The organism is Paenibacillus foliorum (assembly GCF_013141765.1).
GTDB lineage: Bacteria > Bacillota > Bacilli > Paenibacillales > NBRC-103111 > Paenibacillus_S > Paenibacillus_S foliorum.
The window spans coordinates 61,210-86,645 of sequence record NZ_WHOD01000082.1 but is presented as its reverse complement, the minus strand read 5'-3'; the positions used below and the strand labels follow the sequence as shown (position 1 = coordinate 86,645).

The 25,436-nt window shown below is 43.7% G+C and carries 25 protein-coding genes; 21 read left to right on the top strand and 4 right to left on the bottom strand.

Going from position 1 to position 25,436, the window contains the following annotated elements; genetic code table 11:
* Positions 1–138: 138 nt before the first annotated feature.
* The 15 genes from GC093_RS21990 to GC093_RS21930 all read left to right on the top strand — a co-directional run bounded on the left by GC093_RS21990 (position 139) and on the right by GC093_RS21930 (position 15,799).
* Positions 139–2,454 (top strand): helix-turn-helix domain-containing protein, encoded by a 2,316-nt coding sequence (locus tag GC093_RS21990; RefSeq protein WP_171654053.1) that lies wholly within the window; start codon positions 139–141, stop codon positions 2,452–2,454.
* Positions 2,455–2,791: 337 nt separating this feature from the next.
* A complete protein-coding gene (locus GC093_RS21985) occupies positions 2,792–3,685 on the top strand; it encodes an ABC transporter permease (RefSeq protein WP_281365292.1) in 894 nt (297 codons plus the stop codon).
* Between the two features lie 27 nt (positions 3,686–3,712).
* Positions 3,713–4,585 carry a carbohydrate ABC transporter permease gene (locus tag GC093_RS21980; protein WP_171654051.1) on the top strand — a complete coding sequence of 291 codons (873 nt, stop codon included), beginning with the start codon at positions 3,713–3,715 and terminating at the stop codon, positions 4,583–4,585.
* A 25-nt stretch (positions 4,586–4,610) separates the two neighbouring features.
* Entirely contained in the window at positions 4,611–6,131 is a 1,521-nt protein-coding gene (locus tag GC093_RS21975; protein ID WP_171654050.1) for an extracellular solute-binding protein, read from the top strand.
* Positions 6,132–6,148: 17 nt separating this feature from the next.
* A complete protein-coding gene (locus tag GC093_RS21970) occupies positions 6,149–7,456 on the top strand; it encodes a Gfo/Idh/MocA family protein (protein WP_171654049.1) in 1,308 nt (435 codons plus the stop codon).
* Between the two features lie 518 nt (positions 7,457–7,974).
* Positions 7,975–8,316, top strand: coding sequence for a hypothetical protein (locus GC093_RS21965; protein WP_171654048.1), 342 nt, complete (start codon positions 7,975–7,977; stop codon positions 8,314–8,316).
* Positions 8,317–9,090: 774 nt separating this feature from the next.
* Positions 9,091–9,636: a DoxX family protein gene (locus GC093_RS21960; RefSeq protein ID WP_171654047.1), complete on the top strand. Its 546-nt coding sequence runs from the start codon at positions 9,091–9,093 to the stop codon at positions 9,634–9,636.
* Positions 9,637–9,961: 325 nt separating this feature from the next.
* On the top strand, positions 9,962–10,132 hold the full coding sequence (locus tag GC093_RS36085; protein ID WP_246315010.1) for a hypothetical protein: 171 nt from the start codon (positions 9,962–9,964) through the stop codon (positions 10,130–10,132).
* 267 nt (positions 10,133–10,399) lie between these two features.
* Positions 10,400–10,684, top strand: coding sequence for a hypothetical protein (locus GC093_RS36080; RefSeq protein WP_246315008.1), 285 nt, complete (start codon positions 10,400–10,402; stop codon positions 10,682–10,684).
* Between the two features lie 41 nt (positions 10,685–10,725).
* Positions 10,726–10,920 (top strand): helix-turn-helix transcriptional regulator, encoded by a 195-nt coding sequence (locus GC093_RS36075; RefSeq protein ID WP_246315049.1) that lies wholly within the window; start codon positions 10,726–10,728, stop codon positions 10,918–10,920.
* Between the two features lie 594 nt (positions 10,921–11,514).
* Positions 11,515–12,732 carry an MFS transporter gene (locus GC093_RS21950; RefSeq protein ID WP_171654046.1) on the top strand — a complete coding sequence of 406 codons (1,218 nt, stop codon included), beginning with the start codon at positions 11,515–11,517 and terminating at the stop codon, positions 12,730–12,732.
* Positions 12,732–13,031, top strand: coding sequence for a hypothetical protein (locus GC093_RS21945; RefSeq protein ID WP_171654045.1), 300 nt, complete (start codon positions 12,732–12,734; stop codon positions 13,029–13,031). The genes GC093_RS21950 and GC093_RS21945 overlap by 1 nt, the downstream gene beginning before the upstream one ends.
* A 102-nt stretch (positions 13,032–13,133) precedes the next feature.
* Positions 13,134–14,174: an ABC transporter ATP-binding protein gene (locus tag GC093_RS21940; RefSeq protein WP_171654044.1), complete on the top strand. Its 1,041-nt coding sequence runs from the start codon at positions 13,134–13,136 to the stop codon at positions 14,172–14,174.
* Positions 14,167–14,961: an ABC transporter permease gene (locus tag GC093_RS21935; protein ID WP_171654043.1), complete on the top strand. Its 795-nt coding sequence runs from the start codon at positions 14,167–14,169 to the stop codon at positions 14,959–14,961. The genes GC093_RS21940 and GC093_RS21935 overlap by 8 nt, the downstream gene beginning before the upstream one ends.
* Positions 14,962–14,995: 34 nt before the next feature.
* On the top strand, positions 14,996–15,799 hold the full coding sequence (locus tag GC093_RS21930) for an ABC transporter permease (protein WP_312886590.1): 804 nt from the start codon (positions 14,996–14,998) through the stop codon (positions 15,797–15,799).
* 34 nt (positions 15,800–15,833) lie between these two features.
* Here GC093_RS21930 and GC093_RS21925 read toward each other — a convergent pair whose 3' ends face one another.
* Positions 15,834–16,787, bottom strand: coding sequence for an alpha/beta fold hydrolase (locus tag GC093_RS21925; RefSeq protein WP_246315006.1), 954 nt, complete (start codon positions 16,785–16,787; stop codon positions 15,834–15,836).
* Between the two features lie 403 nt (positions 16,788–17,190).
* On the opposite strand from GC093_RS21925, the gene yunB reads away from it, so the two are divergent.
* The 3 genes from yunB (at position 17,191) to GC093_RS21910 (ending at position 19,738) form a co-directional block, all read left to right on the top strand.
* Positions 17,191–17,973 (top strand): sporulation protein YunB, encoded by a 783-nt coding sequence (gene yunB / locus GC093_RS21920; protein WP_216624753.1) that lies wholly within the window; start codon positions 17,191–17,193, stop codon positions 17,971–17,973.
* Positions 17,974–18,074: 101 nt separating this feature from the next.
* Positions 18,075–18,860 (top strand): class I SAM-dependent methyltransferase, encoded by a 786-nt coding sequence (locus tag GC093_RS21915; RefSeq protein WP_171654042.1) that lies wholly within the window; start codon positions 18,075–18,077, stop codon positions 18,858–18,860.
* A gap of 53 nt (positions 18,861–18,913) precedes the next feature.
* Positions 18,914–19,738: a phosphotransferase family protein gene (locus GC093_RS21910; RefSeq protein WP_171654041.1), complete on the top strand. Its 825-nt coding sequence runs from the start codon at positions 18,914–18,916 to the stop codon at positions 19,736–19,738.
* 52 nt (positions 19,739–19,790) lie between these two features.
* Here GC093_RS21910 and GC093_RS21905 read toward each other — a convergent pair whose 3' ends face one another.
* On the bottom strand, positions 19,791–20,828 hold the full coding sequence (locus tag GC093_RS21905) for a M23 family metallopeptidase (RefSeq protein WP_171654040.1): 1,038 nt from the start codon (positions 20,826–20,828) through the stop codon (positions 19,791–19,793).
* Between the two features lie 244 nt (positions 20,829–21,072).
* Between GC093_RS21905 and larC2 the strand changes: the two genes are divergently transcribed.
* Positions 21,073–21,561: a nickel pincer cofactor biosynthesis protein LarC2 gene (gene larC2, locus GC093_RS21900; protein WP_171654039.1), complete on the top strand. Its 489-nt coding sequence runs from the start codon at positions 21,073–21,075 to the stop codon at positions 21,559–21,561.
* A gap of 72 nt (positions 21,562–21,633) precedes the next feature.
* On the opposite strand, the gene larC is transcribed toward larC2, so the two are convergent.
* Both larC and larB read right to left on the bottom strand, forming a co-directional pair.
* Entirely contained in the window at positions 21,634–22,788 is a 1,155-nt protein-coding gene (larC, locus tag GC093_RS21895; protein ID WP_171654038.1) for a nickel pincer cofactor biosynthesis protein LarC, read from the bottom strand.
* A 3-nt stretch (positions 22,789–22,791) separates the two neighbouring features.
* Positions 22,792–23,583: a nickel pincer cofactor biosynthesis protein LarB gene (gene larB, locus GC093_RS21890; RefSeq protein WP_171654037.1), complete on the bottom strand. Its 792-nt coding sequence runs from the start codon at positions 23,581–23,583 to the stop codon at positions 22,792–22,794.
* Between the two features lie 162 nt (positions 23,584–23,745).
* Here larB and lipA point away from each other — a divergent pair, with 162 nt between their 5' ends.
* Together lipA and GC093_RS36070 are read left to right on the top strand one after the other, a co-directional pair.
* Entirely contained in the window at positions 23,746–24,618 is an 873-nt protein-coding gene (gene lipA, locus GC093_RS21885) for a lipoyl synthase (RefSeq protein WP_171654036.1), read from the top strand.
* A gap of 172 nt (positions 24,619–24,790) precedes the next feature.
* Positions 24,791–25,327, top strand: a complete 537-nt coding sequence (locus GC093_RS36070) for a YutD family protein (protein ID WP_312886589.1) — start codon at positions 24,791–24,793, stop codon at positions 25,325–25,327.
* The last annotated feature ends 109 nt before the right edge of the window (positions 25,328–25,436 follow it).

Sequence of the window (25,436 nt, the reverse complement as noted above, 5' to 3'; positions counted from 1 at the left end):
TGATTTGTCTAGGGCGATACTCATAAAAAAGATAAAGATGGCTGGAAGGTTCCACCTCCCCGAATTTGTTTGTTTTGTCTTGTCTTGCTTGAAATAGAAGGAAATAAGCCAGCCCCTACAAGAAGGGAAAGTCATCCGATGCCAAAATTTCTAATGCGCCTCTTTAGTTTTACCTTTATTCTTGCGGCGATCCCTGTTATTTCCATTGGTATTATTTCTTATTTTATATCCTCCAATGATATTGAAGAGAAAGTAAAGGAAGGGAATATGCAGGTTCTGCTGCAGACGCAAATGCGTGTGGAGCAAGTATTGAAGACGTTGGAGCTGACCTCGCTGCAATATATCAATTCACCGCTGGTCATTAATGCTTTGAATGCGAACTTGACCTCTGATGACTTTGCGGAGGTACGGAGCTTATCAACGGGCTTGTACAATTTGCAAACCTTTACAAGTGTTCGAGAAGCTTATTTTGTTAATATACAAAAGGACTGGATGATTAGCTTCTCCACCTTTGGAAAATACAGCACATTTGCTGAACGTGATAAGTTTGCGGAATACGCCAAGAGACCTAACACCAGCTTATTCTGGGACACAGGCACTGGGAAAAACGATAAAACGGCTGATTCTTCGGCCGGAGCTGCGGAGGAATCATTTGCGCTTCCCGCTATTCGTATGGTTTACAAAATTCCTGTTGTTCCCACACTGAGTCAGCCCAAAGCGCTGCTAGTCGTTGAAATATTAAACAACCAGGTGAGCAGCCTGCTTTCTAACAATAAGAAGCTTGGAGATGTGTTTGTTCTTGACCGAGAGGGCAATAATTTCTTGGCAGATAATAACGAGTCGGAAAATAACAAGGCCATCCACGAGCTTGTTCTACAAAAGGTTCACGCAAGCCAAGATGAATTCGGATTTTTTAATACCAAGGTTAATGGTACAGAGCTGGGAGTTTCTTATCGGTCCTCTCCTTATAATGGGTGGATCTATGTTTCATCTGTATCCATTGAGGATATTACGAAGCAATCTAAGAAAATAGCTTGGATTACGTTTATCGTGTGTACGATTTTGTTCGCATTAATTGCTCTGTTTGCTTTCTATGGAAGTCGAAAAATGTATTCTCCTATAAAAAGATTGTCAGAGTTTACGAAAGACATTCATGTTGAAGGGCAAGACAATAGAGATGAATTTGTTTCACTAGAGAAACGTTTCCGAACTATGTTTAGTACAGAGAAGCAGCTGCAGCAGCAGGTTAGCGGTCAGTTCACGCAGCTAAAAGAGTTTTTTGTACTTAAACTGTTCACTGGACAGCTATCGGATAATGATTTCGCTTACCGTTCTCAGATGTATGGCTTTCCTACCGAATGGAGCAGGCTGGGAGTGCTGACTGTACAGATAGATTCGCTGGATGAAACCCGTTATGAGGAGCATGATAGGGAGCTTCTGCTCTTCGCCATCAATAATATTGTAGGTGAACTCGTCCCGCAAAATAAACGATTTAGTCCTGTCTTATTAGATCAGTCGCAGGTAACCTTGATAGCTAGTGACTTGGAAAATGAGGATGAGCTAAAAGTACATTTCTATCAAACAGCCGAACTCATTAAGAATAAAATTGATGAATTTTTACAGCTTCCGGTTAGCATAGGGATTAGCCGGCCCTTCCATAAAGTGACGGAAGCCGTTCAGGGCTACGGAGAGTGTCTGGAGGCACTTAAGTGCAGAATGAGCTTGGGTCATACTATTATTGTCCACTTCGAGGATATTGATGCGGGCAAGCAGCCAATGGAAGTTACGGTGTACACTCAGCTGAAGCTGCTGGAGGATCAATTGGTTAATGCTTTGAAGCTGGGTGATGTAGAGCGTGTTGATGTAATTTTTGATAAATACATCACAGCCATTGTGAATAAAGACATTCACTTTAATGAATATCCGGTGCTGATGATGCAGCTCATCTCAAAAGCATTTCAACTTGTTCAGGAACAGGGTGGAGCTGTAAAAAAAGTACTTGGTGATAAAGCTTCAATCGAGCATTTCCTAAAGCTGAACACGCTGGAGGATATTATCAAATGGTTTAAGATCATACTCTTCGAACCGATTATCTCATTCTTGAACCAACAAGCTGAATCGCAGTATTTAAATATTGCAACTCAGATGGTGAGGCTGGTTCATGAAAGATATGATCAGGAAATATCGCTCGAAGCCTGCGCTTCCATTCTCAACTTCCATCCGGTGTATTTAAGCCGGGTTTTCAAGAAAGAGATGGGGATCAACTTCAGCGAGTATTTAGCGGAGTACCGGATGAATATGGCGAAGACGTGGCTTGAGAACACGAGCTGGAAGATCTCGGAAATTGCGGAGAAGCTCAGCTACACAAATACGACCGCCTTTATCCGTACCTTTAGGAAGATTGTTGGAGTGACACCAGGGCAATATCGGGAGCAGTACAATAGAGAGCAATGAAATTGAAGATTCGGGAGATAGCTCCCGGATCTTTTTTTTGCATTTTAATCCCTAAATATACTGATTTTACAAGGGGGAATAAAGTTAAATAAAGTCGATTACAGGTTGAAATTCGGCTATTGCCCCTCCTAAAATGCCCTTAGAAGGCTTTAAAAACGCCATTATTCATAAGTAAAGGCACCGCATTGAAATAAGTTTAATTAAGGCGATAGCCTGTTCTGAAAAGAGGTGTGATAATAAAGTTAAATCAGAACAAAGCATGTTGGGAGGACAGATTATGAGTTTACTAGTTAATGATACAAAAGCAAAAGTAAAGCTTAAACAACGCAGCCCTTTGATGAAAGATCTTATTAGGGACAAATGGATGTACTTTATGTTACTGCCGGGGGTGCTGTTTTTTATCATATTTAGATACGTCCCGATGTATGGTTTGATCATTGCATTCCAAGATTACAAACCGCATTTAGGTATGATGAACAGTCCTTTTGTAGGCTTAAAACACTTTACCCGCTTTTTCAGTGAGCCGCAGTTTTTAGACTTGTTCCGAAATACTGCTTTGCTTGCAGTTTACAATTTGGCCTTCTTTTTCCCGCTTCCCATTGTATTGTCCTTGATGATGAATGAGGTTAGAAGAGAGAAGTTCAAGCGTTTTGTACAAACATTGATTTATGTGCCCCATTTCGTGTCCTGGGTTGTAGTTGTAGGTGTTTTCTACATGTTGCTTACCACGGAAGGCGGTATTCTTAATGAATTACTCTTCGTTATTACGGGTGAAAAAATAGCATTCCTCTTGGAGCCGGATTGGTTCCGTACCATGATTGTTACTCAATCGATATGGAAAGAGGTAGGTTGGGGAACGATTATCTTCTTGGCTGCTTTATCCGGTGTTGACCTGCAATTGTATGAAGCTGCAAGGATGGACGGAGCCAACCGTTGGAGACAGATGTGGCATATCACACTTCCAGCTATCCGAAGCACAATTGTTATTTTGCTAATTCTACGCTTGGGTTCCTTCTTGGACTCAGGGTTCGAGCATATCTTCTTGATGTTGACCCCTACAAACCGTGAGGTTGGGGAAGTGTTCGATACTTACGTGTATGTAAAAGGTTTGACGCAGTCGCAGTTCAGTTATAGCGCCGCGGTTGGATTATTTAAATCAGTTGTTGGTTTAGTTCTTGTTATGGGTGCTAACTGGCTATCCAAAAAATTCGGTGAAGAAGGCGTCTACTAAAAATAGGATGTAAGGAGGATAAAACGTATGAACCACGACAACACATTAGGCAATAAAATATTCGACGGCGTTAACTACACAGTGCTTACTCTAATTAGTCTTATAACCATACTTCCATTTATCTATATTCTTGCTGTTTCCTTTACGAGCCCGCATGAAGTGGCCAAGGGTGGATTCATCTTATTTCCCAAAGAGTTTTCCTTGTCGGCCTACAAATACATTTTCTCAACAAGCACGCTTATTAAAAGCTTAGGGGTTTCGATCTACATCACAGTGGTAGGAACGGCAATTAACTTGTTGTTAACCTCACTTATGGCTTATCCATTGGCGCGTAAAACATTGCGTGGGCGTCAAACGATCATGATGGCTGTTTTGTTCACCATGCTATTCAGCGGCGGTTTGATTCCAACCTATTTTGTTGTTAAAGCTATGGGATTAACGAACACTTTATGGTCGCTGATGATTCCTAATGCTATCAGTGCATTTAACCTGATTGTTCTGAAAAACTTTTTCCAACAAATACCTGATGGACTTGAAGATTCCGCTCGAATCGATGGCTGCAGCGACGTAGGCGTTTTGTTCCGAATCGTGCTTCCTTTGTCACTGCCAGCTATGGCTACATTCGGTCTGTTCTATGCGGTGACGCACTGGAACCAATTCTTTAACGCTATTATGTATATTAACGACAACAACAAATGGCCGGTACAGGTACTTCTTCGTGAAATCGTAATCTTGGCGCAAAGCCGGATCGGTGACACAGGCTTCGAGGAATCAGAGATTCAACCTTTAACTATTCGTATGGCGGTTATCGTGTTCGCAACAGTTCCAATTATGCTGGTGTATCCGTTCTTGCAAAAGCATTTTGCCAAGGGAGTTATGTTAGGTTCGGTTAAAGGCTGATCTCTTAAGGTAGGGAGGTTCAGGAATGAGTGTAAAGTCAAGGATGGCTATGGGGTGCGCAATTTTGGTTACAACGGCATCCCTTGCCGCTTGTGGCGAAACATCTCCTGTTCAACAGGCCGAGGTTTCAGTAAATGAGGGCAGTTCTCCAATGAGGCTCACTATTGCTATACCTCAAGTCGGGGATATCCCAGATAAAGGAAACGAAATTGAGCAGCTCATTGAGAAATATACCCATACGAAGCTTGATTTTCAGTGGATTCCGAACGCAGCTTACACCGATAAAATCAATGTAATAATTGCATCCAATGAGATGCCAAAGCTATTAAGAGCAGAGAGTACACCGACTATTATCGGGGCGATTCAAACGGGGTTGTTTTGGGAGTTGGGACCTTTCTTGAAGGATTATAAAAATCTCAGCGCTCAGAACACCCAATATTATGAGAATGTATCTGTGAATGGGAAAATATTCGGTATCCCTAATTTTCGAGAAATGGGTCGAGCTGCATTCATTTACCGGAAGGACTGGATGGACAACCTGGGATTGCAGCAGCCGAAATCTATCGATGAGTGGTATGAGGTGCTCAAAGCATTGACACTGAACGATCCTGATAGAAACGGCAAAAACGACACATTCGGCATGGTCTTATATAAAAAGTACAACGAAGGACAAGCTTCTCTATTCACACGTATGGGAGTTAGTCTCGGTGCCCCTAATAAATGGTCTATTGAAAAAGGAAGCTTCGTACCTGAATTCATGTCCAAAGAATATAATGAAATGCTGAAGCTTTTCAGAAGGCTGTATAGTGAAAAGCTGATCAATCAGGATTTCGCTGTTTTCGACCTATCGGAAGCGGAGAAGCTATACGATTCAGGTCGTGTGGGTATCCGCGTAGCGGTTGCCCAAAACGCAAAAAGCCAGCAGGATCGCTTATCCAAGACGGATCCAAAGTCAATTGTAGATGTTGAGCCGATGCGAGGGGTGCAAGGCATCCGAGTTGCTGGTGAAACAGGCAATAACGGCTTCTATGTCATTCCTAAATCCTCTGTTAAGACCGAGGAGGAAGTAAGGAAGGTGCTTACCTTCTTAGACCAAATGATGGACCCCCCGATGGCTACGCTTCTTCTTAGAGGGATTGAGAATAAGCACTATGTGAAATCCGGGGATAAAACGGAGTATTTAAATTTTACCGCCTTCCAAAGAGAAGTGAAGCCCTACCGTGATAACTTGCCGCAGATTGAGGGTTATCATGTAGCGGAATTGAAGGATACGCTGCTGGGTGAGAAGAGTCAAAAAATCGCTGAGAATAATTTCCAATATTTAGTTCCTAATCCAGCGCTTAATTTATGGTCTCAGACTTATTCCGAGCATGGCAAGAACTTGGAGCAAATCATCTGGGATGCTCAAACGAAATTCATAATGGGTAAAATTGATGAAGCCGGTTGGAAGGCCGAAATCGAAAAGTGGATGCAAGCAGGCGGCTCCAGAATAATGGAAGAGTATAAGGCAGATTACAATAAATTGGAAAACAAACCATATAACTAATAAGAGGTGGAACTAAAATGAAAAAAAGATATGCTATATGCGGAGTGAGTAACAGAGCAATGGGAATGTTTATCGGACCTATGCTGAAAACATTTAACAATCATACGGAAGTAGTAGGATTGTTGGATATTGATCCGAAGCGTCATGAAATTTGTAAAGAGAAATTTCCCGAGTTGGCCGCTGTTCAACAATACGGACCTGATGATTTTAGCCGTATGGTTGCAGAGACGAAACCGGATGTCATTATTGTGACAGGACGAGATGACACTCATGCTGGCTATATTGTCAGCGCACTGGAGCATGATTTAGACGTTCTAACTGAAAAGCCAATGGCTACAACTGGCTCAGATTGCCGCAGAATTATGGATGCCGAAGCTAAAAGCAAAGGGAAAGTAACCGTTACATTCAACTATCGTTATGCACCGATCCATACAAAGATTAAGGAAATGGTTCTTGAAGGCAAGCTGGGTCGCATTACATCCGTTGACCTTAACTGGTATATCGATACCTATCATGGAGCAAGCTACTTCAAACGCTGGAATCGAGTTCGTGAAGTTTCAGGCGGCTTGTCCATTCATAAAAGCTCGCATCATTTTGATTTGGTAAACTGGTGGATCGGTCAAAAGCCTGTTGAAGCATTTGCTTTTGGAGCACTAAATTATTATGGTCCAGAAGGCGAGCTGAACCCTAAGAAAGAGGACGGCCGTTTTTGCAGCACTTGTGATGTGAAGCAGGATTGCAATTACTATACACGCTGGTCCACCCGCAGCAGGGATATGAACATCAAGGATGATCACTTGGGAGCATTGGGCAATATGAGACCTACGGAAGCTTATAGCAACTACCGTCCGGATGCCTGTATTTACGACTCTGAGATCAATATCGAGGATACGTATACTGCTACGATTCGGTATGATCAAGGAGCGTTGCTCAGCTATTCCGTTAACTTCTCAGTTCCATATGAAGGTTATCGTTTAGCTATTAACGGAACCAAAGGCAGATTGGAAACCACGGAGTTCCATATGCCAGCAAGGGTGCCTTTCCCAACTCCTGTGCAAACCATCGATTACTTCCCGATGTTCGGCTCGAAGGAAACGATCCATGTTGTTCACCGCGAAGGCGGACATGGCGGCGGCGATCCGGTATTGCTGGAGGATCTGTTCCTTGGACCCGATCCGAAGAGACCTTACACCATCTTGTCAGGCAGTGAGGACGGCGCGGATTCTATCGGAACCGGCGAAGCGGTATGGCGTTCCGTTAAGGAAAAAAGAGCTGTACGCATAGACGAAGTATTGTCAGGTAAGCTTGAATTAATAAAAAGCTAGGGTAACCTTTTCCCATTAATAGCTTGCATATAAGGATGAAAGAGCTTCATGCTGATTACGGCATGAAGCTCTTTTTGCGTTGAATTGAATCTGAAAGCGTATAAATAGTTTCCCGGGAAATATCGACATATTCAGACGTTACGCGTCAGTAATTATTTGGTGCTGCATATAAAGTTATTATGGAGCTATCACCGGATACACAGCTCTTCATTAAGAAAATGATTAAGAAGTTATATCATAGGTATAGTCATACATGAAGATCCGAATGGATAATAGGAGCACAAGCCTTTAGCAGGCGGAATTCGTCCTCACGATATAGAAATCTAGTGGTAAAAATTTCCATATGTGTATTAAAAAAATGTCGAAAATCAGAGAGTTATTGATGTTTTTGTAAAATACAAGATGGAATGTTGTAAGATAAACTTATCAGCAGGAAATCTAAGGTAAATTGTTTTGACTTAGAGATTGCCTTTGCCAAATGGCTTATTCTACCTCAGTTTTACGAAAGGAGCTAATACATGAGTAAATATATGCTGAGGTTAATTTTATTTAGTTTACTTCTTGGTGGGCTACCCACTGTATTCATAGGTATTGTATCCTACTATAGTGCATCAAAGGATATTATAGAGAATGCCAGAGAGAGCAAGATGCAGTTGTTGATCCAAACTCAGATGGGAGTAGAGGAGAACTTGAAGTCGATGGAAATGTCGGCTTGCAATTTATTAAAAAGCGGAGAGAAGCACATAAAAGCACCAAGCAGAAATCCAATCCATGGCCATAGCGCTACGGGTTGGATTTTTTTGTGGACATTCACACATCACAAGCTACAGAATAAGAACTCTAGTGAGGGCTATCGTTAAAGCAGAAGTTTGAATATATTTTAGAATATTCTGAATATTGCAAAAATAATAGTAATATGTTAATATAAAGCCATGAAACAACAGCCCACAGAAAACGGAGGTAACCAGAATGGGACCATAGCTAAGTTTAAACTAACCGCAACTTAGACGAGGGGAGACGGATTCCGATGGGCCACCGATAGGCGAAGCGTATCCAGTTAACGGGTATGTCGGTTCACAACCAACCAATGATCGGAAGGGGATAGTCCAATGGGAAAGCGTAAGTCGAAGCGTGTAGAGCGCGGGTATCCATGAGTATCAGGAAGGAGTATAAAAATTGAATACTGGAATGCGATAGGGATCTCCGTTAGCTGGCGGGGGTCCCTATTAAATTTGCGAAAAACTGCAGGCCCGAGACAAAGGGAAATTTCATCCGAGTCAAATCTTCTGAGATCGTTTGGGAGATCATTTAATCCATACCCAAATCCTCCCGGGAATAAATTCACCAAATTCCGTCTTTAATGTGACTATCTTTTTGGTTATATCCTTTACATCTTTAACCTACACGTAAACTGGTTCACCGTAATCTATATATGCCGATTGTGATTTTAGTCACTTACTTTTGATTCTCGACGTGTTAAATTAAAGATGTAAGAGAGGTAAGACATTAAACGGAAGGACTTGATGTAAAATGAGACCTCATAAACGATCTCGATCTTGGCCTAAATAAATTACTCCATATTTTTTGAATAACATTGTGAATGTTTTCACTAACTAAAATAGGAGCTGATTATCATGCTAGGAAAATGGCTTAGAGAAAACAAATATGCAGCAGGAATCCTGCTTTTCGTACGGTTATACTTTGGATATGAATGGCTCACACACGGATGGCAAAAGTTAATGGGTGGATTTAATGCCGGTGGCTTCTTAAATAACGCAGTCGCCAAACCGGTGATTGACAAGGCAACTAATGAACTTGTGTATCCGACCTTCACCGCTTTCATACAAAACTTTGCCCTGCCGAATGTTAAAATAATAAACATCATGATTCCGCTCGGCGAATTCTTAGTCGGTCTTGGTTTGATTCTAGGTGTTTTGACTACTGCGGCAGCATTCTTTGGACTCATGATGAACTTCATGTTCATGTTCGCGGGTACCGTAAGCACGAATCCTTGGTTCATTCTTATCGGCGGGATCTTGTTCATGGCGGGTGCGAACACCGGTAGATTCGGCATTGACCATTACCTGATGCCCTACCTTCGCAAGCTGTTTACACACAAGAAAAATCCTACAGACCTAACAACTGGAAAGGGTAATAAACACAAACCCATACACGCTTAATCTAAATCCCTTTCGTAACCGCAGCTCCATTGGGGCTGCGGTTTTGACGTTTTGGATATACACGATATCAATAAACGAGCAGATAAGTTAAAGAATTAAGTGTAAATCATCAATAGCTTTCTGCTGAACTTCAAATGGACCCATCAAACCTTGGGGGAGATATGATTTCAAAACAAAAATCTGGACAGCATTACATATTGGATGAGAGCGGTTTCCCTTTCCTTTTTACAGAGGCAGAGAAGGATAGTTATAGTGAAATTAATCGAAGGATCATAGAGAAGATTGGGGGAGAAGGTAGGCGTAACCTATCGATATTCTGATTATAATGGGTGGAGTTATGCGGGGGCAATCACAGGTTACGCTTCTGACTTCAGATGAAGAGGATCCTCTAGCCATTAAGGCGGAGTTTTATCAGACAGCAGAGCTGATTAAGTCGAAGGTAGAGCAATATCTTCAGCTTCAAGTGAGCATTAGGCATCAGCAAGCCCTTCCATAGTCTGACTGATACCGTTAAAGCTTATGGAGAAAGCTTAACCGCACTGAAATGCCGCATTAATCTAGGGCCTGATATTATCGTGCATTATGAGGATATCGAGAATCAGGATTCCGGTGTTGGAACTAAGGTTTATTCCCATTTAAGTCAAAGAGGAACATATCTTGCAGGCTTTGAGGGAGAACCAGTTCAGTACGGCAACAGAAGCGTTCGAGGAATATTTGGATGCCGTGTTAAGTAAAGACGGCTTCATTCATTCATGAGCAGCAAATGATACTGCTTCAATTGTTATCGCGAATCCTGCATATTGTGCAGGATCAAGGAATATCTGTGAGGCAAGTACTGGATGGGGTAGGAATCATGGAGCGTTTTTTGCGAATGCAAAACCGAGAAGAGATTACGCTATGGTTTCAATCCAGACTCTTTGCCCCAGTTATTAGGATTCTTTCGGAGAGAGCGGAATCCCAGTATATCAACATTGCACATCGGATGGTGAATATGATTCATCCCAGTACGATCAAGATATCACCTTGGATTATTGCGCATCTACCTTGAATTTCCACCACTTTTATTTAAGCCGTGTGTTCAAGAAAGAGATGGGAGTCCCTTTTAACGATTATCTATCTAATTACAGGATGAATATGGCCAAGGTATTGTTAGAGACGACAGATATGAAAATATCAGAAATCGGAGAGAAGCTGCAGTACAAGAACATAAGCGCCTTTATCCGCAGCTTCCGAATAACCTATGGAGTAACACCAGGTCACTACAGGCAGACATTAGATAAATAACAAGTGAATTCCCTACCCTATCCGTTTTTAGCATTAAAAAAGGGGCTTAGAACTGAAATCAGCGCTTGACGAAATCATACGATTTCGGCTCCATTCCCAGCTCAGCGCTTGACAAGACCTTACTAACGGCAATGACAGCGCACGAGACATTCGAAGCTATTCGCTGCCCTCAAATCCTGCATGTATACAGCCTTTTGGCCGTTTTATCGGCAGTGTTGGTGAATTCATGCAAATGTGCAGTTCTTTTTACATTCTTAGCTGAAACCGGACCGTGTTGCATTCAATTGCTGTACTTTTGCAGTTTTTTCCTCTTACAAGCAAATTCAGTAGAGAATAACTGCATGTTTGCAGGATTGTTGCAGGCTGATGATCGGAGGAGGGTTAAGCGCTGATTTTGAGGTTGAACCAAAAAAAGGGCGTTTTAAGTGTAGATTGGCTGCAAGGATGCAGTCGGCCCGCACTTATTTTTCGTTGAATACTTGTCTCATACTAACATCAAGGTAACTAACTAACAATTTAGAAACGATCTTTTATTTTACCAATGAAAGGGGTACCATTAACAATAAATTAATATAACGTATCGGAGTGGTCAGCATGGAACCATGGAAACGTACGATGTGGATATTATTTGGAGGAGTGCTTCTCTGCAGTTCGAGCTATACGATGTCGGTGCCCTTTCTACCGTTATTTCTGCTCGACCTCGGCGTGGATCAAGGAAGCGTTAATATGTGGGCGGGGATCGTATATTCCTCGGCTTTTTTAATTGGTGCCATTATGGCGCCTTTCTGGGGCTCGCTCGCTGACCGTTATGGGAAGCGGAAGATGGTTATTCGCGCAGGGCTGAGCATTGCGGTCATCTACGCTTTGTTCTCCATTGTACAAAGCCCATGGCAGCTGGTTGGCGCAAGACTTCTTCACGGGTTTGTCGGCGGCTTTGTTCCAGCCTCGATGGCAATCGTCGCTTCGAAAACTCCAGAACAGCATATGGGCTGGAGCCTTGGCATGATGCAGGCTGGGACGATGTCCGGTGGCATCTTAGGACCTCTATTCGGCGGGATTCTGGCGGAGTGGTTCGGATTTCGCATGTCTTTTGTCGTAGCTGCGGGTATTATCTTATTAGCTTCTATTGCTGTCATCATCTGGGTGGATGAAGGGAAAACCGGAAATACAACAACTAATGCGAGAGTCGGCGTACTGCAAACGTGGAAGGAAGCATCACGAAACAAAACCCTTCTGCTTATGCTGCTGCTTCTGTTTGTTTTCCAACTGTCCATTAACATGATCCAGCCGTTTCTCACACTGCACATAGCGGCACTTCAAGGGAAGCTCCAGGGGGCCGTGCTTACTTCGGGCATTATATTTTCCATTATCGGCATTGCTGGTATTGTCGCTTCGCCCTTCTGGGGGAGAATTGGTCAAAAGTACAGCTACACCATCATCCTAAGTATTTGTCTGCTCATTGCTGGTAGTGTTGGCTCTACTCAATATTTTGTGCAGCAGCTGTGGTTATTTACGGTGGTGCAGTTTATATTCGGATTTTTCATGGCTGGGGTCACACCTTCCATTAATACCATGGTGATTAATAATACAGATGCTGGATTTCGGGGACGCTCATTCGGACTGACAACAAGCGCTAACCAATTCGGTGCAATGGCAGGACCGTTGATCGGCGGTGTGCTAGGGATTGGACTTAACATCCACTGGATCTTTGTTGTAACAGGGATGACTCTGATTGGGACCGGCACTGTTGTGTACTTAAGCTCACGGCGTGCTAAGCAAAAGGATGAACAATTGGGGGCGAGCATACATTGATGAAAGGGGTAACTTTCTTATTGGAGTTTATAAGGTTCCTCATAATATTTATGCTTGGGTTTATCTTATTAGGCGAACTGGAGCAAGTCTTGTACCAAGCGGCGGGAATCCAGATGCTGGGGAGCCTATGGTGGATGCCCGGGCTAGCTAATGTACTGCTTATGCTTATCGTTTACCACAATCGGTTGCAATTCTCAGGGTGGTTCAAAAGTCCGGTCAATCGTAAATTGTCGAAGCGAACTACGCTGATACTACTATACATAGCGCTGCTGCTGCTTATTTTGCCTTTTTTCATATGAAATAATAATGATTGTCGAAATATCCATCCTTAAGGTATTATTCTATAATATGGAAAAATAACCAAGTGTGCTGTAAGCACAATAAGGATGGCAGGTGAACGGATGAGTCTAATCGAAGTTCTGGACCTAACCAAAACATTCCGGCAAGCGGTCAAAGCTCCCGGTTTGTTAGGTGCGGTTAAACACATGTTTACTCAGGAATACAGGGAGAAGCAGGCTGTAAACGGTATTAGCCTGAGTATTGAAGAAGGGGAAGCCGTAGCTTATGTGGGGCCTAATGGAGCCGGGAAATCCACCACCATTAAAATGCTCTCAGGCATTTTGGTGCCGACATCGGGCAGTGTAAAGGTTGATGGAGTGGTTCCCCATAAACAAAGAACGGACAATGCGCGCAAAATAGGAGCTGTATTCGGCCAAAGGACTCAATTGTGGTTTGATCTCCCGATTATAGAGTCGTTTGCTCTGCTTAAGGATATTTACGAGATTCCGGAAGCGGTTTACCGATTCAATATGGACCGTTTTACAGAGCTGCTGTCACTAGATGAATTTCTGCATCTACCTACCCGCAAGCTGTCTTTGGGCCAACGGATGAGAGCTGATTTAGCTGCTGCTCTGCTACATAACCCTCGAATTGTCTATTTAGATGAACCTACAATCGGTTTGGATATTGCGGTGAAAGTAAAAATTCGTGAGTTTATTAAGCAGATCAACCGTGAGCAGGGGACGACGATTATTTTAACGACTCATGATTTGGAAGACATCGAGGATATTTGTCGCAGGCTTGTTATTATCGATCAGGGGAGGATCATCTATGATGGGAGCCTACAGGCTGTTAAGGACGCATTTGCTCGTGAGAGGACAATTCACTTCCAGCTGAGTGAGCCGCTAACCGGCATTGGACCCGCGTTAACCGATTGGACAGGAGCCTTCGTAGAACAGAAGGATGGCCAGCACATTGCGATTCGCTTTGACCGGTTTGAGGTATCGGCAAGTGAAGTAGTGAGCCGTGTCATGCGGTTGGGTGAAGTGATTGACTTCCGCATAGATGAACCGAAGATCGAGCATGTGATTCGCAGGGTATACGAAGGAGAGCTTGTATTAACAGCTTCGGAGCCGCCGAAAGCGATGGTGGCGAATGATTAGAAAATATGTGACACTAGCCCAGATGTCCATGCAGAATAGCATTGCTTACCGCAGTTCTTTTATCATCAATATTGTAGGTAGTCTTCTCCTCCTTGTATCCATGATGTATTTATGGAAGGCGATTTATGCCGAGAGGATTGAGGTAGGCGGGTTTACTTGGGAAGCTATGAAAGCGTATTTACTAATAACGTTTATTTCAAACTCTGTTTTGTCCTTTACCTCGGAGGGCCGTATTGCTGGGAAAATACGCGATGGCAGCGTATCCTTGGATTTATTGAAGCCATTGGACTTTCAAAAAGCACGTTTTGCCGAAACATTGGGGACGAGCTTGTTTGAGGGAACGGTGACCATTCTGCTGACCATCTCGGTGCTCGCCTTTTTCTCGGGAGTACAAATGCCTGTAGGCTTCATCGCCTGGTTATTATTTGCAGTAAGTTTGCTGGCCGCGCTGCTCGTAAAATTCGGAGTGGTCTATCTCGCGGGCTTATGCTGCTTTTGGACGGACAGCTTCTACGGTATTTCACTGGCGAGAGCAGCTATCACCAACCTGTTATCAGGAGCGTTGGCTCCTCTGGCATTTTTCCCTGATTGGTTGAAATCGCTTTGTCTGCTACTTCCCTTCCAAGGTATCGTTCACATTCCGGCTTCGATCTATTTGGGACAGGCTTCATCATGGGAAGCTCTCCGCATGGTGGCTGTTCAGCTGGTATGGGGCGTGGTGCTGTGGTTGCTTGGTAAACTGCTGTGGAGTATAGCGGTGAAAAAAGTGACGATACACGGTGGATAAAGGAAAGGAAGTTGAAAAGGGAAAGAGGTGGCCGGTGAAAAGAAAAATAATTCGATCCATGTATTTGTATGTACGGTTAATGAGCCAGCAACTGAAAGCCATATTGGAATACCAGGCGGACTTCTTGCTTCTGGTTATTGCGGCGGGGTTGACGCAAGCGATGGGACTTATTTTTATATGGGTCATCTATCAGAAAATACCTCAAATCCACGGTTGGGATTTCTGGGAAGTTATTTTTATTTATGCGATCATTAATTTTACGACAGGCGTTTCTCAGTTCTTTTTTGAAGGGACATGGCGGATCGGATTTCTGGTGAACTCGGGGGAATTGGACCGGATGCTGCTTCGCCCCATATCGCCGGTGCTTCAGGTGCTAAGCGGTGCTGTAGGAATGAACGGTTTAGGCAACATGGTGGTCGGAGGTATTATGCTTGTAAATGCTCTTCGTTATGTTCATATCGATTGGACTTGGGATAAGGCGCTTATGGGCGTTGTATTATTTATCTCAGCTACGGTTACGCGTACTGCAATTAATCTTATATCTAATTCGCTTGCCTTTTGGACGCATGCCCCTAATAATGCATTGCCGATGATGGTAAGCAGCTTGGCCGAGTTCGCGAAATTTCCTATTACGATCTATTCGTTCGGTGTACAGCTGTTTTTCTCCTTAATTATTCCGTATGCATTTGTAAGCTTTTTCCCGGCGGCCTTCTTGTTCGACAAGCAGGGCTGGGGCTGGATAGGATTGCTGACTCCACTGGCTGCAATCTACTGTGTGGTTCTCGGCATAGCTATATTTAGAAAAGGTTTGAGTCAGTACGAAGGAGCGGGAAGCTGATACCCGCTCTTTTTTTATTCTGTATTGCAACGATTCAATCTCTACTCGCTTCATAAATTTTTTGTGCTAGCATCTTAGGCTCGGTTTTTACTGTAGACATATGATCGCCATGCCCTTTAATGAGTCTGAATAGACCTAGACGACTGGACATATGCGGGTGCCAGCCAAATCCTTCACCTTGGGGTAACGCGTTATCCACTGTAAGATAGATATAGCTCTTGGGAATATTCAAGGAATAGAATTTTTTTAGATTTAAATTTTCTAGAAGTGGCTTTGCGGGTTCTGGAGAGATCTCGTTGTACATTTGCTGAACGAGCTCTAAGCTTGCTAAGTTGGCAAATGCATCCCTGTACAGAGGAAACGGGAGCATAATGGTATTATCTTTAGAGTTTTGAGCGAGCCCCACAAAGACATTGCGAACGGGAGCCGGTAACTCATCTCCAAGATTCTGGCCGTCATTCAGAACAAAGGCATTTAGGAAAACTAACCGTTTGAGACGATCCGGTACGAGCTCAGCTACCTTTTGAACTAATGTACCTCCGAAGCTGTGTCCAAGGAGAATGACGTTGTGCAAATTTTTCGAGATAATGAAGTCAGCAATGGACTTGGTCATCATGGAGTGCGATACATCCTTATTAGGGTCAGCTCCATGTCCCGGATATTCAGGTGTGTAAACGGTATGGCCCTTTTTACGCAATTCATTGGCTATTCCGTTCCAGAAGCTGGAGTCAGCCCATGAACCATGGATAAGAACAAAGGTAAGAGGCTGCTGCCTTTCCCAATAATCTTCTTGATTTATGAATCCCGAAGGAGCAATGGGGGCGGTAGGCAAATGGGATGGATCGTGTGGATAATTGGTTTGATCCCAACGCATCTCGGCAGAATAGACTGGAGTGAGGTAATAAGGCCACGGATAAGCAGGATAAGCTGACTGTTCGGCAAGAGGGCGGTAATAAGTGTAATTCAATTCTTTATCATTTTGTCGCATGTTTCACGTTCCTTTTAAAATTGGATACATCACTATATGCCCAATGATCGTTTTGGTTAAAATCACATAATAAGCCCGATTTTTCAAAGGTGATCCCATACCCAGATTCCTCCATCACGAATAAATGTATATGAGAGTAGATAAGTCACTGGCCTAAGGCCGGTTTTTTTGTATTGGGAAAATTATCTGATCAATTAACTGCAGGGGATTCCGTCACTTCTAGGGGGGATTATTTAGTTGAGCTCGGCATAAGCTGTAACGTACAGGCTGAGGATGAAATTAATTTCATTGGGTGCCCAAAACACAGTAGGTGCTTACGGAGTAAGGCTTGCGGGAACGATACTCGGCAGACACTTACGAAGTAAGTTTTGCTAAAGCAAAACTCTTAGAAGGAGCCACAAACATGATTGTGCTTAGACGAAGGTGGAGAAGCCGGCCTACAGGTACTAAGAAGCTCAAGCGTAATGCTGTGTTGATTTTTTTCATCGTGCTTTTGTTTGTCATGCAATCATTCGTTTATCTTGAGAAAAATTTAAAGCCACCGCTGATGAATTTGGCGAAAGTTCGTGTGAAGCAGATAGCGACACAGTCCATCAACACGGCCATCTCCGATAGGATTGCGAATTACACTAATTTCGAACGGCTGATTGACTGGCAAACCGACCGTAACGGCAAGGTTACAGGCTTCATGCTTAATTATGCGGAGCATATGAAAATTACAGCAGACACGATTAAAACAGTCCAAAATCAACTGAACAGCTTGAAAACCATTCCCGAGCATATCCCTCTGGGGCAGGCGATGAACAGCTCGATTCTGGCATCTTTCGGTCCCGATATTCCAATCCGGCTAGTACCGGCGGGTGCTGTTAAGGTGGATTTGGATACTCGTTATCAAAATGCGGGGATTAATATGATTCTAGTGGAGGTTTATATACGGATCACTGCTGAGGTATCCATAATCATTCCTTTGGATACTGTACCAGAGGTTGTAGAAACCGAGGTGCCGATCTCTTATGCGCTTGTTGTTGGTGACGTCCCAACTTATTATTTTGATGGAAAAGGTAACCCTGCCGGAAATAGTCAGGCACTTCCACCGGGAGTTTCTCTACCTCAGCTAAGTGTGCCTAAGATACAAAATATGGCCCCACCGCATGATGAAGGTCAGACCAAACAGGATAAGAAGTGATTATATTTGTTGAATTAAATTTTTTACCTTCTAAAAAAAGGAAAAAAAGTCGCGGCGGCGAATATTTTTTACTCTTATATTTATTTGAGAGAAGGTAGAGCATGAGCGACTATGGTGCAGATTTATTTAAAGGAACGGCTTGGTACTATTCTAGATATCGACCTCTATATCCCTCATCGCTTATTCGGTTTTTGGTGAACAAGTTTTCGCTTAATGGTGAAGGGCGGTTGCTTGATTTGGGATGTGGTACGGGTCAATTAGCTCTAAATTTTAATCATTGGTTTGAAGAAATAATAGGTATAGATACGGAACCCGAGATGCTGGAAGAAGCAAATCGCTTATCCAATGACAACAGGGTGGACAATGTGACTTGGGTACAGGGAAGAGCGGAAGAGAGAGCAGCTGACTGGGGTTCCTTTGGCCTCATAATAATAGCAAAGGCGTTTCATTGGATGGACAGAGAGTTGATTCTTGAAATCCTATATAACAGCTGTGATGATAATGGCGGTATAGCTATTATTAATAATGAAAATCAGGAACCGTCAATTTGGCAGCTCAAGGTAAATGAAGTTGTGAAACGATGGCTGGGAGACGAAAGAATAGCAGGCAACAGCACTTATACTCCTCCGAAAGAAAGGTTCGAGGTTACCGTAGCGAAATCAAGTTTTAAAAATGTAGAAAGACATGCTTTACCTAGTTATTCTTACACATGGACAATCGATTCGATTATTGGAAATCTCTACTCCACATCTTTTGCTTCTAAACGTCTTTTTGGCGATAACTTAGAACGATTTGAAAATGATTTAAGATCAGCTTTATTAGAAATTAATTCTGCTGGTGTGTTTACTGAAGAGCTGTCGGTATCTGTTATTACTGCTATGAAGTGAAGTCAAATGTTTGCTGTATTTATAGATCTGTGATGAGAATGGGGAGTAGGCAAATGAAATTTATAGCTGAAGGAAGAACGGCAGAAATATTTGAATATGGAGATGAAAGGGTGCTAAAGCTTTATCGTATCGGATTCCCGAAGGATGCTATCAAGTACGAATTTGAGATAAATAAACTTGTACACTCTCTCGGCATTTCTGTACCTGAGGTTTATGGGCTGATAGAGCTTGAGGAAAGGGCTGGAATTATATTCCACTACATCGAAGGTAATTCTCTCATTCAAAAGATTGTACAAAATCCTCTTGAATTAAATTATTTCACCGACATGCTGGCTGAGATGCATTTCCAAATTCACACACATGGAATAAATACAGAGGATGTTGGCATTCATTTTCGGAAACAAAAAGAAGTGCTGGCACAAAACATACATAAGGCTTCTGCGCTTTCGAACGATGAAAAAAATGCGATTATTAGTTATTTAGAGAAGCTGCCGAACGGTAATTATCTCTGTCATGGAGATTTCCACCCGGATAACGCTATGCTCGGAGAGCAGAAATGGATCATCGATTGGATGACTGGGATGATGGGCAATCCTGCTGGGGATGTTGCACGCACACTGCTCTTATTTCGTTTGGGTACGCTGCCTGAGGGCACACCGAGCCACATAAGGGAAGCTCTCCTTCACATGAGGGACAGAATGGGAGATGAGTATATCAAACAATATCTTTCTTATTCGGATCTCCAGTTCGACGATATCGATAAGTGGACATTGCCTGTTGCTGCGGCCAGATTAACAGAATGGATCCCCGAGGAAGAGAAAGATGCGTTGACTTCGTTGGTTAGAGAACGCTTACAAGCAATCCCTCAGGATTTCTGAACGAAAAGAACCGTCCGGTCAATTGGACGGTTCTTCTGCTTAGTACCGAATGCTATTTTTTACTTCGCATCCGTTCCTCCCTCTCCCATTTTCGCAGATGAGGATAAGGATCGAATGACCAGTCGGTTAAACCATTATCGCGATAAAGCCCATAATGGAGATGAGGAGGGAATTTACCCGAAGTACCCGGCTTGCCGTACCCTGAGCTTCCGACCCAGCCGATTACTTGACCGGGTTTGATAAGATCTCCTTCTTTAATCTCTTTACTATACCCCGATAAATGAGCAAAATAGTGATAAACGTTATTCAAATCGCGAATCCCTATTCGCCAGCCCCCATAAGGGTTCCAACCCATAATCTCAACGATGCCATAGACAGCACTTCGAACAGCCACCCCATGACGAGCGAATATATCGGTACCTTCGTGAATACGGAAGCCTCCCCAGCCGCGGCTTGCGCCCCACGTACTGCGGAAAGTGTAATCGGCGCGCAGAGGCATAACAAAGGTATGCTCATGCAAATCCAAAGTATCAAATTTAGAATAGATAGAAGCAAATTGCTCGATTCTCTCAACGCTTCGTGTGTTTTGATAATACTCCCACAGACCGATTCGGAGATCCTCTTGGGCGGTTCCGTGTTTTAATAAGAGCATGGCCATCGAATATAGTACGTCAAGACCGTTCTTCCGATCCGCGATACCGTCCCCGGAGCCGTCTCTGCCTACACCTCCAAATTGTTGGATGCTCATTTCATTGGTATCCTCATGGTCAGGATTCATCATGCCGCACCATTGAAGCTCAGTGAAGTGTATACCTATATAGTCGTCTGTGCTCGAACGCTTTTTGGCTATATTAATTGTTCGTTCGTATTGATCGACAGCGGCCAGATAGTACCAGGGCATTCCTGTTAATGCGCTAACCTTGTCAAATATATCCTTTCGTTCGGTAAATATGATTTTCATGGTCTTGCTGTATGTACCTGCTGGGGGTGTCTTGCTAGCAGGGGCGGCTTGCACCGGTAACACGGTTCCGAGTAGGATGCTTCCGCATAACGATAGAGTGAGGATCGAACGCTTCCATTGTGCTGCCATGCTCAGTTAACCTCCATAGTTGGCCATCATAGCTAGGGTGTCCATGCTTTTTTAGATCTACTTTTTACATAGTACTAGCATGTGAAATACGAGTTATTTTTATCCAAAAGACAGCTCGAAAATAGGGTGCGTATCCAGCAGTTTGATTTTTTGTTATGATGCGTAAAGGAATAACTTATAATGCGTAAGGAATTGCTTTTGAAGCAAAATTTTTTACTAGAAGGTAACGGGTGGAGGTTGAACTATGGGATTTCAGCATAGGGAAGAGCATGTTGACGAAGGAATGCTGCTGCTGCAGGCTAATATTGACGATATGAATCCGGAATTATGCTCTTATGTCAGTGATTGTTTATTTGAAGCTGGGGCAAACGACGTATATTGGATACCGATTATTATGAAAAAAGGTCGCCCGGGCGTTATGCTGAATGTGCTTGTTGATGAAAAAGGACTTGAGCTGATGGAAGAAGTTATTTTTCGTGAAACAACTACAATTGGGTTGCGTTATTTGCATGCGTCCTGCCATCGACTGGCTCGCGAATTCGAGCAAGTTGAGACACCATGGGGTGGAATACATGTGAAAGTCGGCTACCACCAAGGGCGTTTGGTGCAATTTGCCCCAGAATTTAAAGAATGCGAGCAAGCCGCGAGGCAATATGGGGTTCCACTGAAGAAGGTTTATGAAGAGGTCAGAAGGCTATTCTTGAACGGACAAAAAGGCGGCATCAATAAATGATGGCAAACTTTAAATAGCAAAGAAAAAAGGACACTGGATTAGCAGTGTCCTTTTTCTTTGAGCCTCCCTTAGCTATTGCTTAAGGCCGGGAGGAACATGGTTGCTGTGATCGTGAACATGATGATCATGAGTATGCGGCTTATGTACGTGCTCTTCATGCTGATGGTCATGTTTATGTCCGTGATGATCATGATCATGGTCGTGGTCATGGTCATTGTGAGCATGGCTGTGTTCGTGAGTATGAGTATGCTCATGCTTCTGATCTGCTCCACCTTGATCGTGAGCATGGCTGTGACTATGAGAGTGGGTATGGTCATGATCGTGATCGTGTTTATGTCCATGGTCATGAGAGTGGCTGTGATCGTGATCATGGCTATGACTATGTTCATGCCCACCACTATGGCTATGTTCATGATGATGATGCTGTTCATGCTCGGAATGGTGAGTGTGCGAATGAATAGTTTCAAAATGCTGAACCTGGAACTTATGTGCGAACGGATCCGCCTTGCCGATTACAACACGCAGTACATTAGGCTGGTTAGGCAGGTCACGTGTACCAGCGCCATAGCCGATGGTTTCTACGATCATAGGTGGGTAGCCTTTGGTAAACTCATCGACCACACCTGCAATAATTCCTGCACCCGTAGGAGTTGTCATTTCTAATGAATAATTGGTTGGTGCAATGGGAAGTCCACGCATCATCTCCAAGGTAGCAGGGGCAGGAACGGGATATATGCCGTGATCGCAGCGAACCGTTCCGGAGCCCAGCACTACTGGGGAAGAGAAGACTTTCTCTACTTCCAGCGAGTCCAGAGCAAGTGCTACTCCAATTACGTCAACAATGGAATCAATTGCACCGACTTCGTGAAAATGAACCGTTTCCACAGGGACGTCATGTATTTTTGCTTCGGCAATCGCGATTTTCTCAAAGATGGCAAGACTAAGCTTAATAACGCGATCATTGAAGCCGGAACCGTGGATAATTTTCACAATTTCTGAATAATGTCTATGATGGGTGGGGGGCGTGTTGGGGTCCAGCAGGACATCCATTTTTAATGCCGATATCCCTTTCTTGTTAACCCGTTTCCACTCCAATGTGAAAGGATCGATCTTAATTTTACGAAGCTCTTCCTCGATATAATTCCGATCTGCCCCAGCATCTGCAAGCGCGGCCAGCGTCATATCTCCACTAATTCCAGAAAAACAGTCCAAGTAAGCTATTTTCATCGATTAATCCCTCTCTACCATGGTTTTATGTATCAGTGCAGCGTTATATCCGGCACCAAATCCATTATCAATGTTTACTACAGAGACACCAGGCGCACAGGAGTTAAGCATAGCTAGAAGAGCTGCTACGCCGTGGAAGCTTGCCCCGTAACCGACACTCGTTGGCACGGCTATAACCGGCTTGTCCACAAGTCCGCCGAGAACACTGGTCAACGCGCCCTCCATGCCAGCGGCTACGACTATCGCTGTCGCACCACGAATGAGCTCGAGCCTGCGAAATAGCCGATGGATACCGGCCACGCCTACATCGTAAACCCTTTCTACACGGCAGCCCATGTATTCCGCAGTAATAGCGGCTTCTTCTGCAACCGGAAGGTCGGAAGTACCTGCGCAAACGACAGCGATATAGGTATTGCTATTGGATGAACGCGCTTCCTCATTTTGATACCAAACTAGCGTTCGCGCTGCTTCATTATATGTAACGCCGGCGATTTGCTGCTGGATCAAAGCGGCTTTTTCTTGGCTTACCCGAGTAGCCAATACCTTTTGCGAATGCTCCATCAGTTTTTGATAAATAGAAATAATTTGCTCTGCAGTTTTACTTTCCCCATAAATAACTTCAGGAAAGCCGGTTCTGCGCTCCCGGTCAATATCCAATTGAGCAAAGCCAAGATCCTCAATTCGGAAAGATTGTTCGTTATTCTTATTCATTAGCTCGTCAATGTGCTTTTGAGCCTCGGAAATATCCAAGTCTCCAGTGCGAACAAGCTTTAGGATAGCTTCTAAATTAATCATATAAGGCGTATTCCTCCGAAACGGTGTACATAGAAGTACCGTTAAAATTTCATATACTTTCCTAGTTTATCATAAATCAAAAGGAAAGTGGATTGTTATGGCTTTGGTTGATATAATAGCTTCAAGAGTATGGACAATGAAGCAGAAAGCAGGTACAAATGAATGTCTACTCCAGTAGAGCGTAAGCCCGAGTGGCTAAAAATTAAGCTGACAACAGGTGAAAATTACAAGGAATTAAAAAATATGATGCGCGATAAAACGCTGCATACTGTTTGCGAAGAAGCGAAGTGTCCCAACATTCATGAATGCTGGGCCAACCGTACCGCTACTTTTATGATACTAGGCGATATTTGTACCCGTGCTTGCCGTTTTTGTGCGGTAACATCCGGACTTCCGACGGAGTTAGATCTACAAGAGCCTGAGCGCGTTGCAGAAGCAGCGGAGCAGATGGGACTTAAGCATGTAGTTATAACTTCTGTGGCTCGGGACGAGTTGGCGGATGGGGGAGCCTCTATATTCGCGGCGACAGTATTGGCTATTCGGAAAAGACTGCCACTCTGTAGTGTGGAAGTTCTGATCCCGGACTTTTTGGGCAGTGAGTCATCGCTCAGAACGGTATTGGAAGCGAAGCCGGATATTTTGAACCACAACGTGGAAACCGTAGAGCGCATGTCCGATAAGGTGCGTTCCAAAGCGAAATACCGCAGATCGTTAGAGCTTCTTGCTCGCTCGAAGCAAATTGCGCCAGGGATTCCTACAAAATCGAGCATCATGCTCGGAGTAGGAGAGGAATGGGCAGAAATTATACAAACCATGGATGATTTACGTGAGATTAACTGCGATATCATGACAATCGGCCAATATCTGCAGCCAACACTCAAGCACTTAAAGGTTCAAAAGTACTATACACCGGAGCAATTCGCTGAGCTAAAAGCGGAGGGAATGAAGCGGGGCTTTAAACATGTTGAGTCGGGCCCGCTCGTGCGCAGCTCTTACCACGCACATGAGCAAGTGAAATCCGCTCAGCAGGCTTAAGCTGAATTACCTTAGCATGCCCCATAGAGTATGGGCTGAACCATATGGAAGGGACTTTGCTGTTGCAAAGTCCTGACTATGCTTACTACGCCGGTTTTTGCTTACGCAAACCCAGCACATGCTTACGACGCCAGTTTCGCTAAAGCGAAACTCTTAGGAGGGATATAACAGAGTGATCCACATTGCCAATAAAACATACGAAGTGGTAGTTGACCATAAAAACGGTTGGAAGCCAGATGCGTTCAAAGAACGTTACAGCGAGGTGCTGGAACGGTATGATTACATCGTGGGGGATTGGGGCTATAATCAGCTTCGCCTACGTGGTTTTTTCAAGGAGGTTCATCCCAAAGCGACGAAGGAATCTTCCATCGCCACGTTGCAAGATTACTTGAATGAGTACTGCAATTTTGGCTGCGCGTATTTTATTATTGAACGGATCGCATCTAAGCATCAGCCTGGCGATCAGCAAAATGGTGTTTCAGAGGACATCTTGACTGAGTTGGACGAGCAGGATCAAATTGAGCTTGAACAGCAGGTTCAGCAAGAGCTGAAACAAGAGTCCAAGCAAGAGCAGTCCCAATCGCATCAGCCTAGACCTCAGCGCCATCAGCAGCGGCATCAGGAACAGCAGAATAACCGCCAGCAGCGTCCGCATCGCAAGCCCCATCACAATTCATCAAAGCAGCAGTCCAGTAACAATACGAAATAAGAAAACGGCCATTATTAAAAGCATATCCTAAAACTTATACGCTTACATAGGTGTAAGTTTTTTTGTTGTTCCTAAATTCTTCATTCCTAGCGAATCTCTGACGCGCATT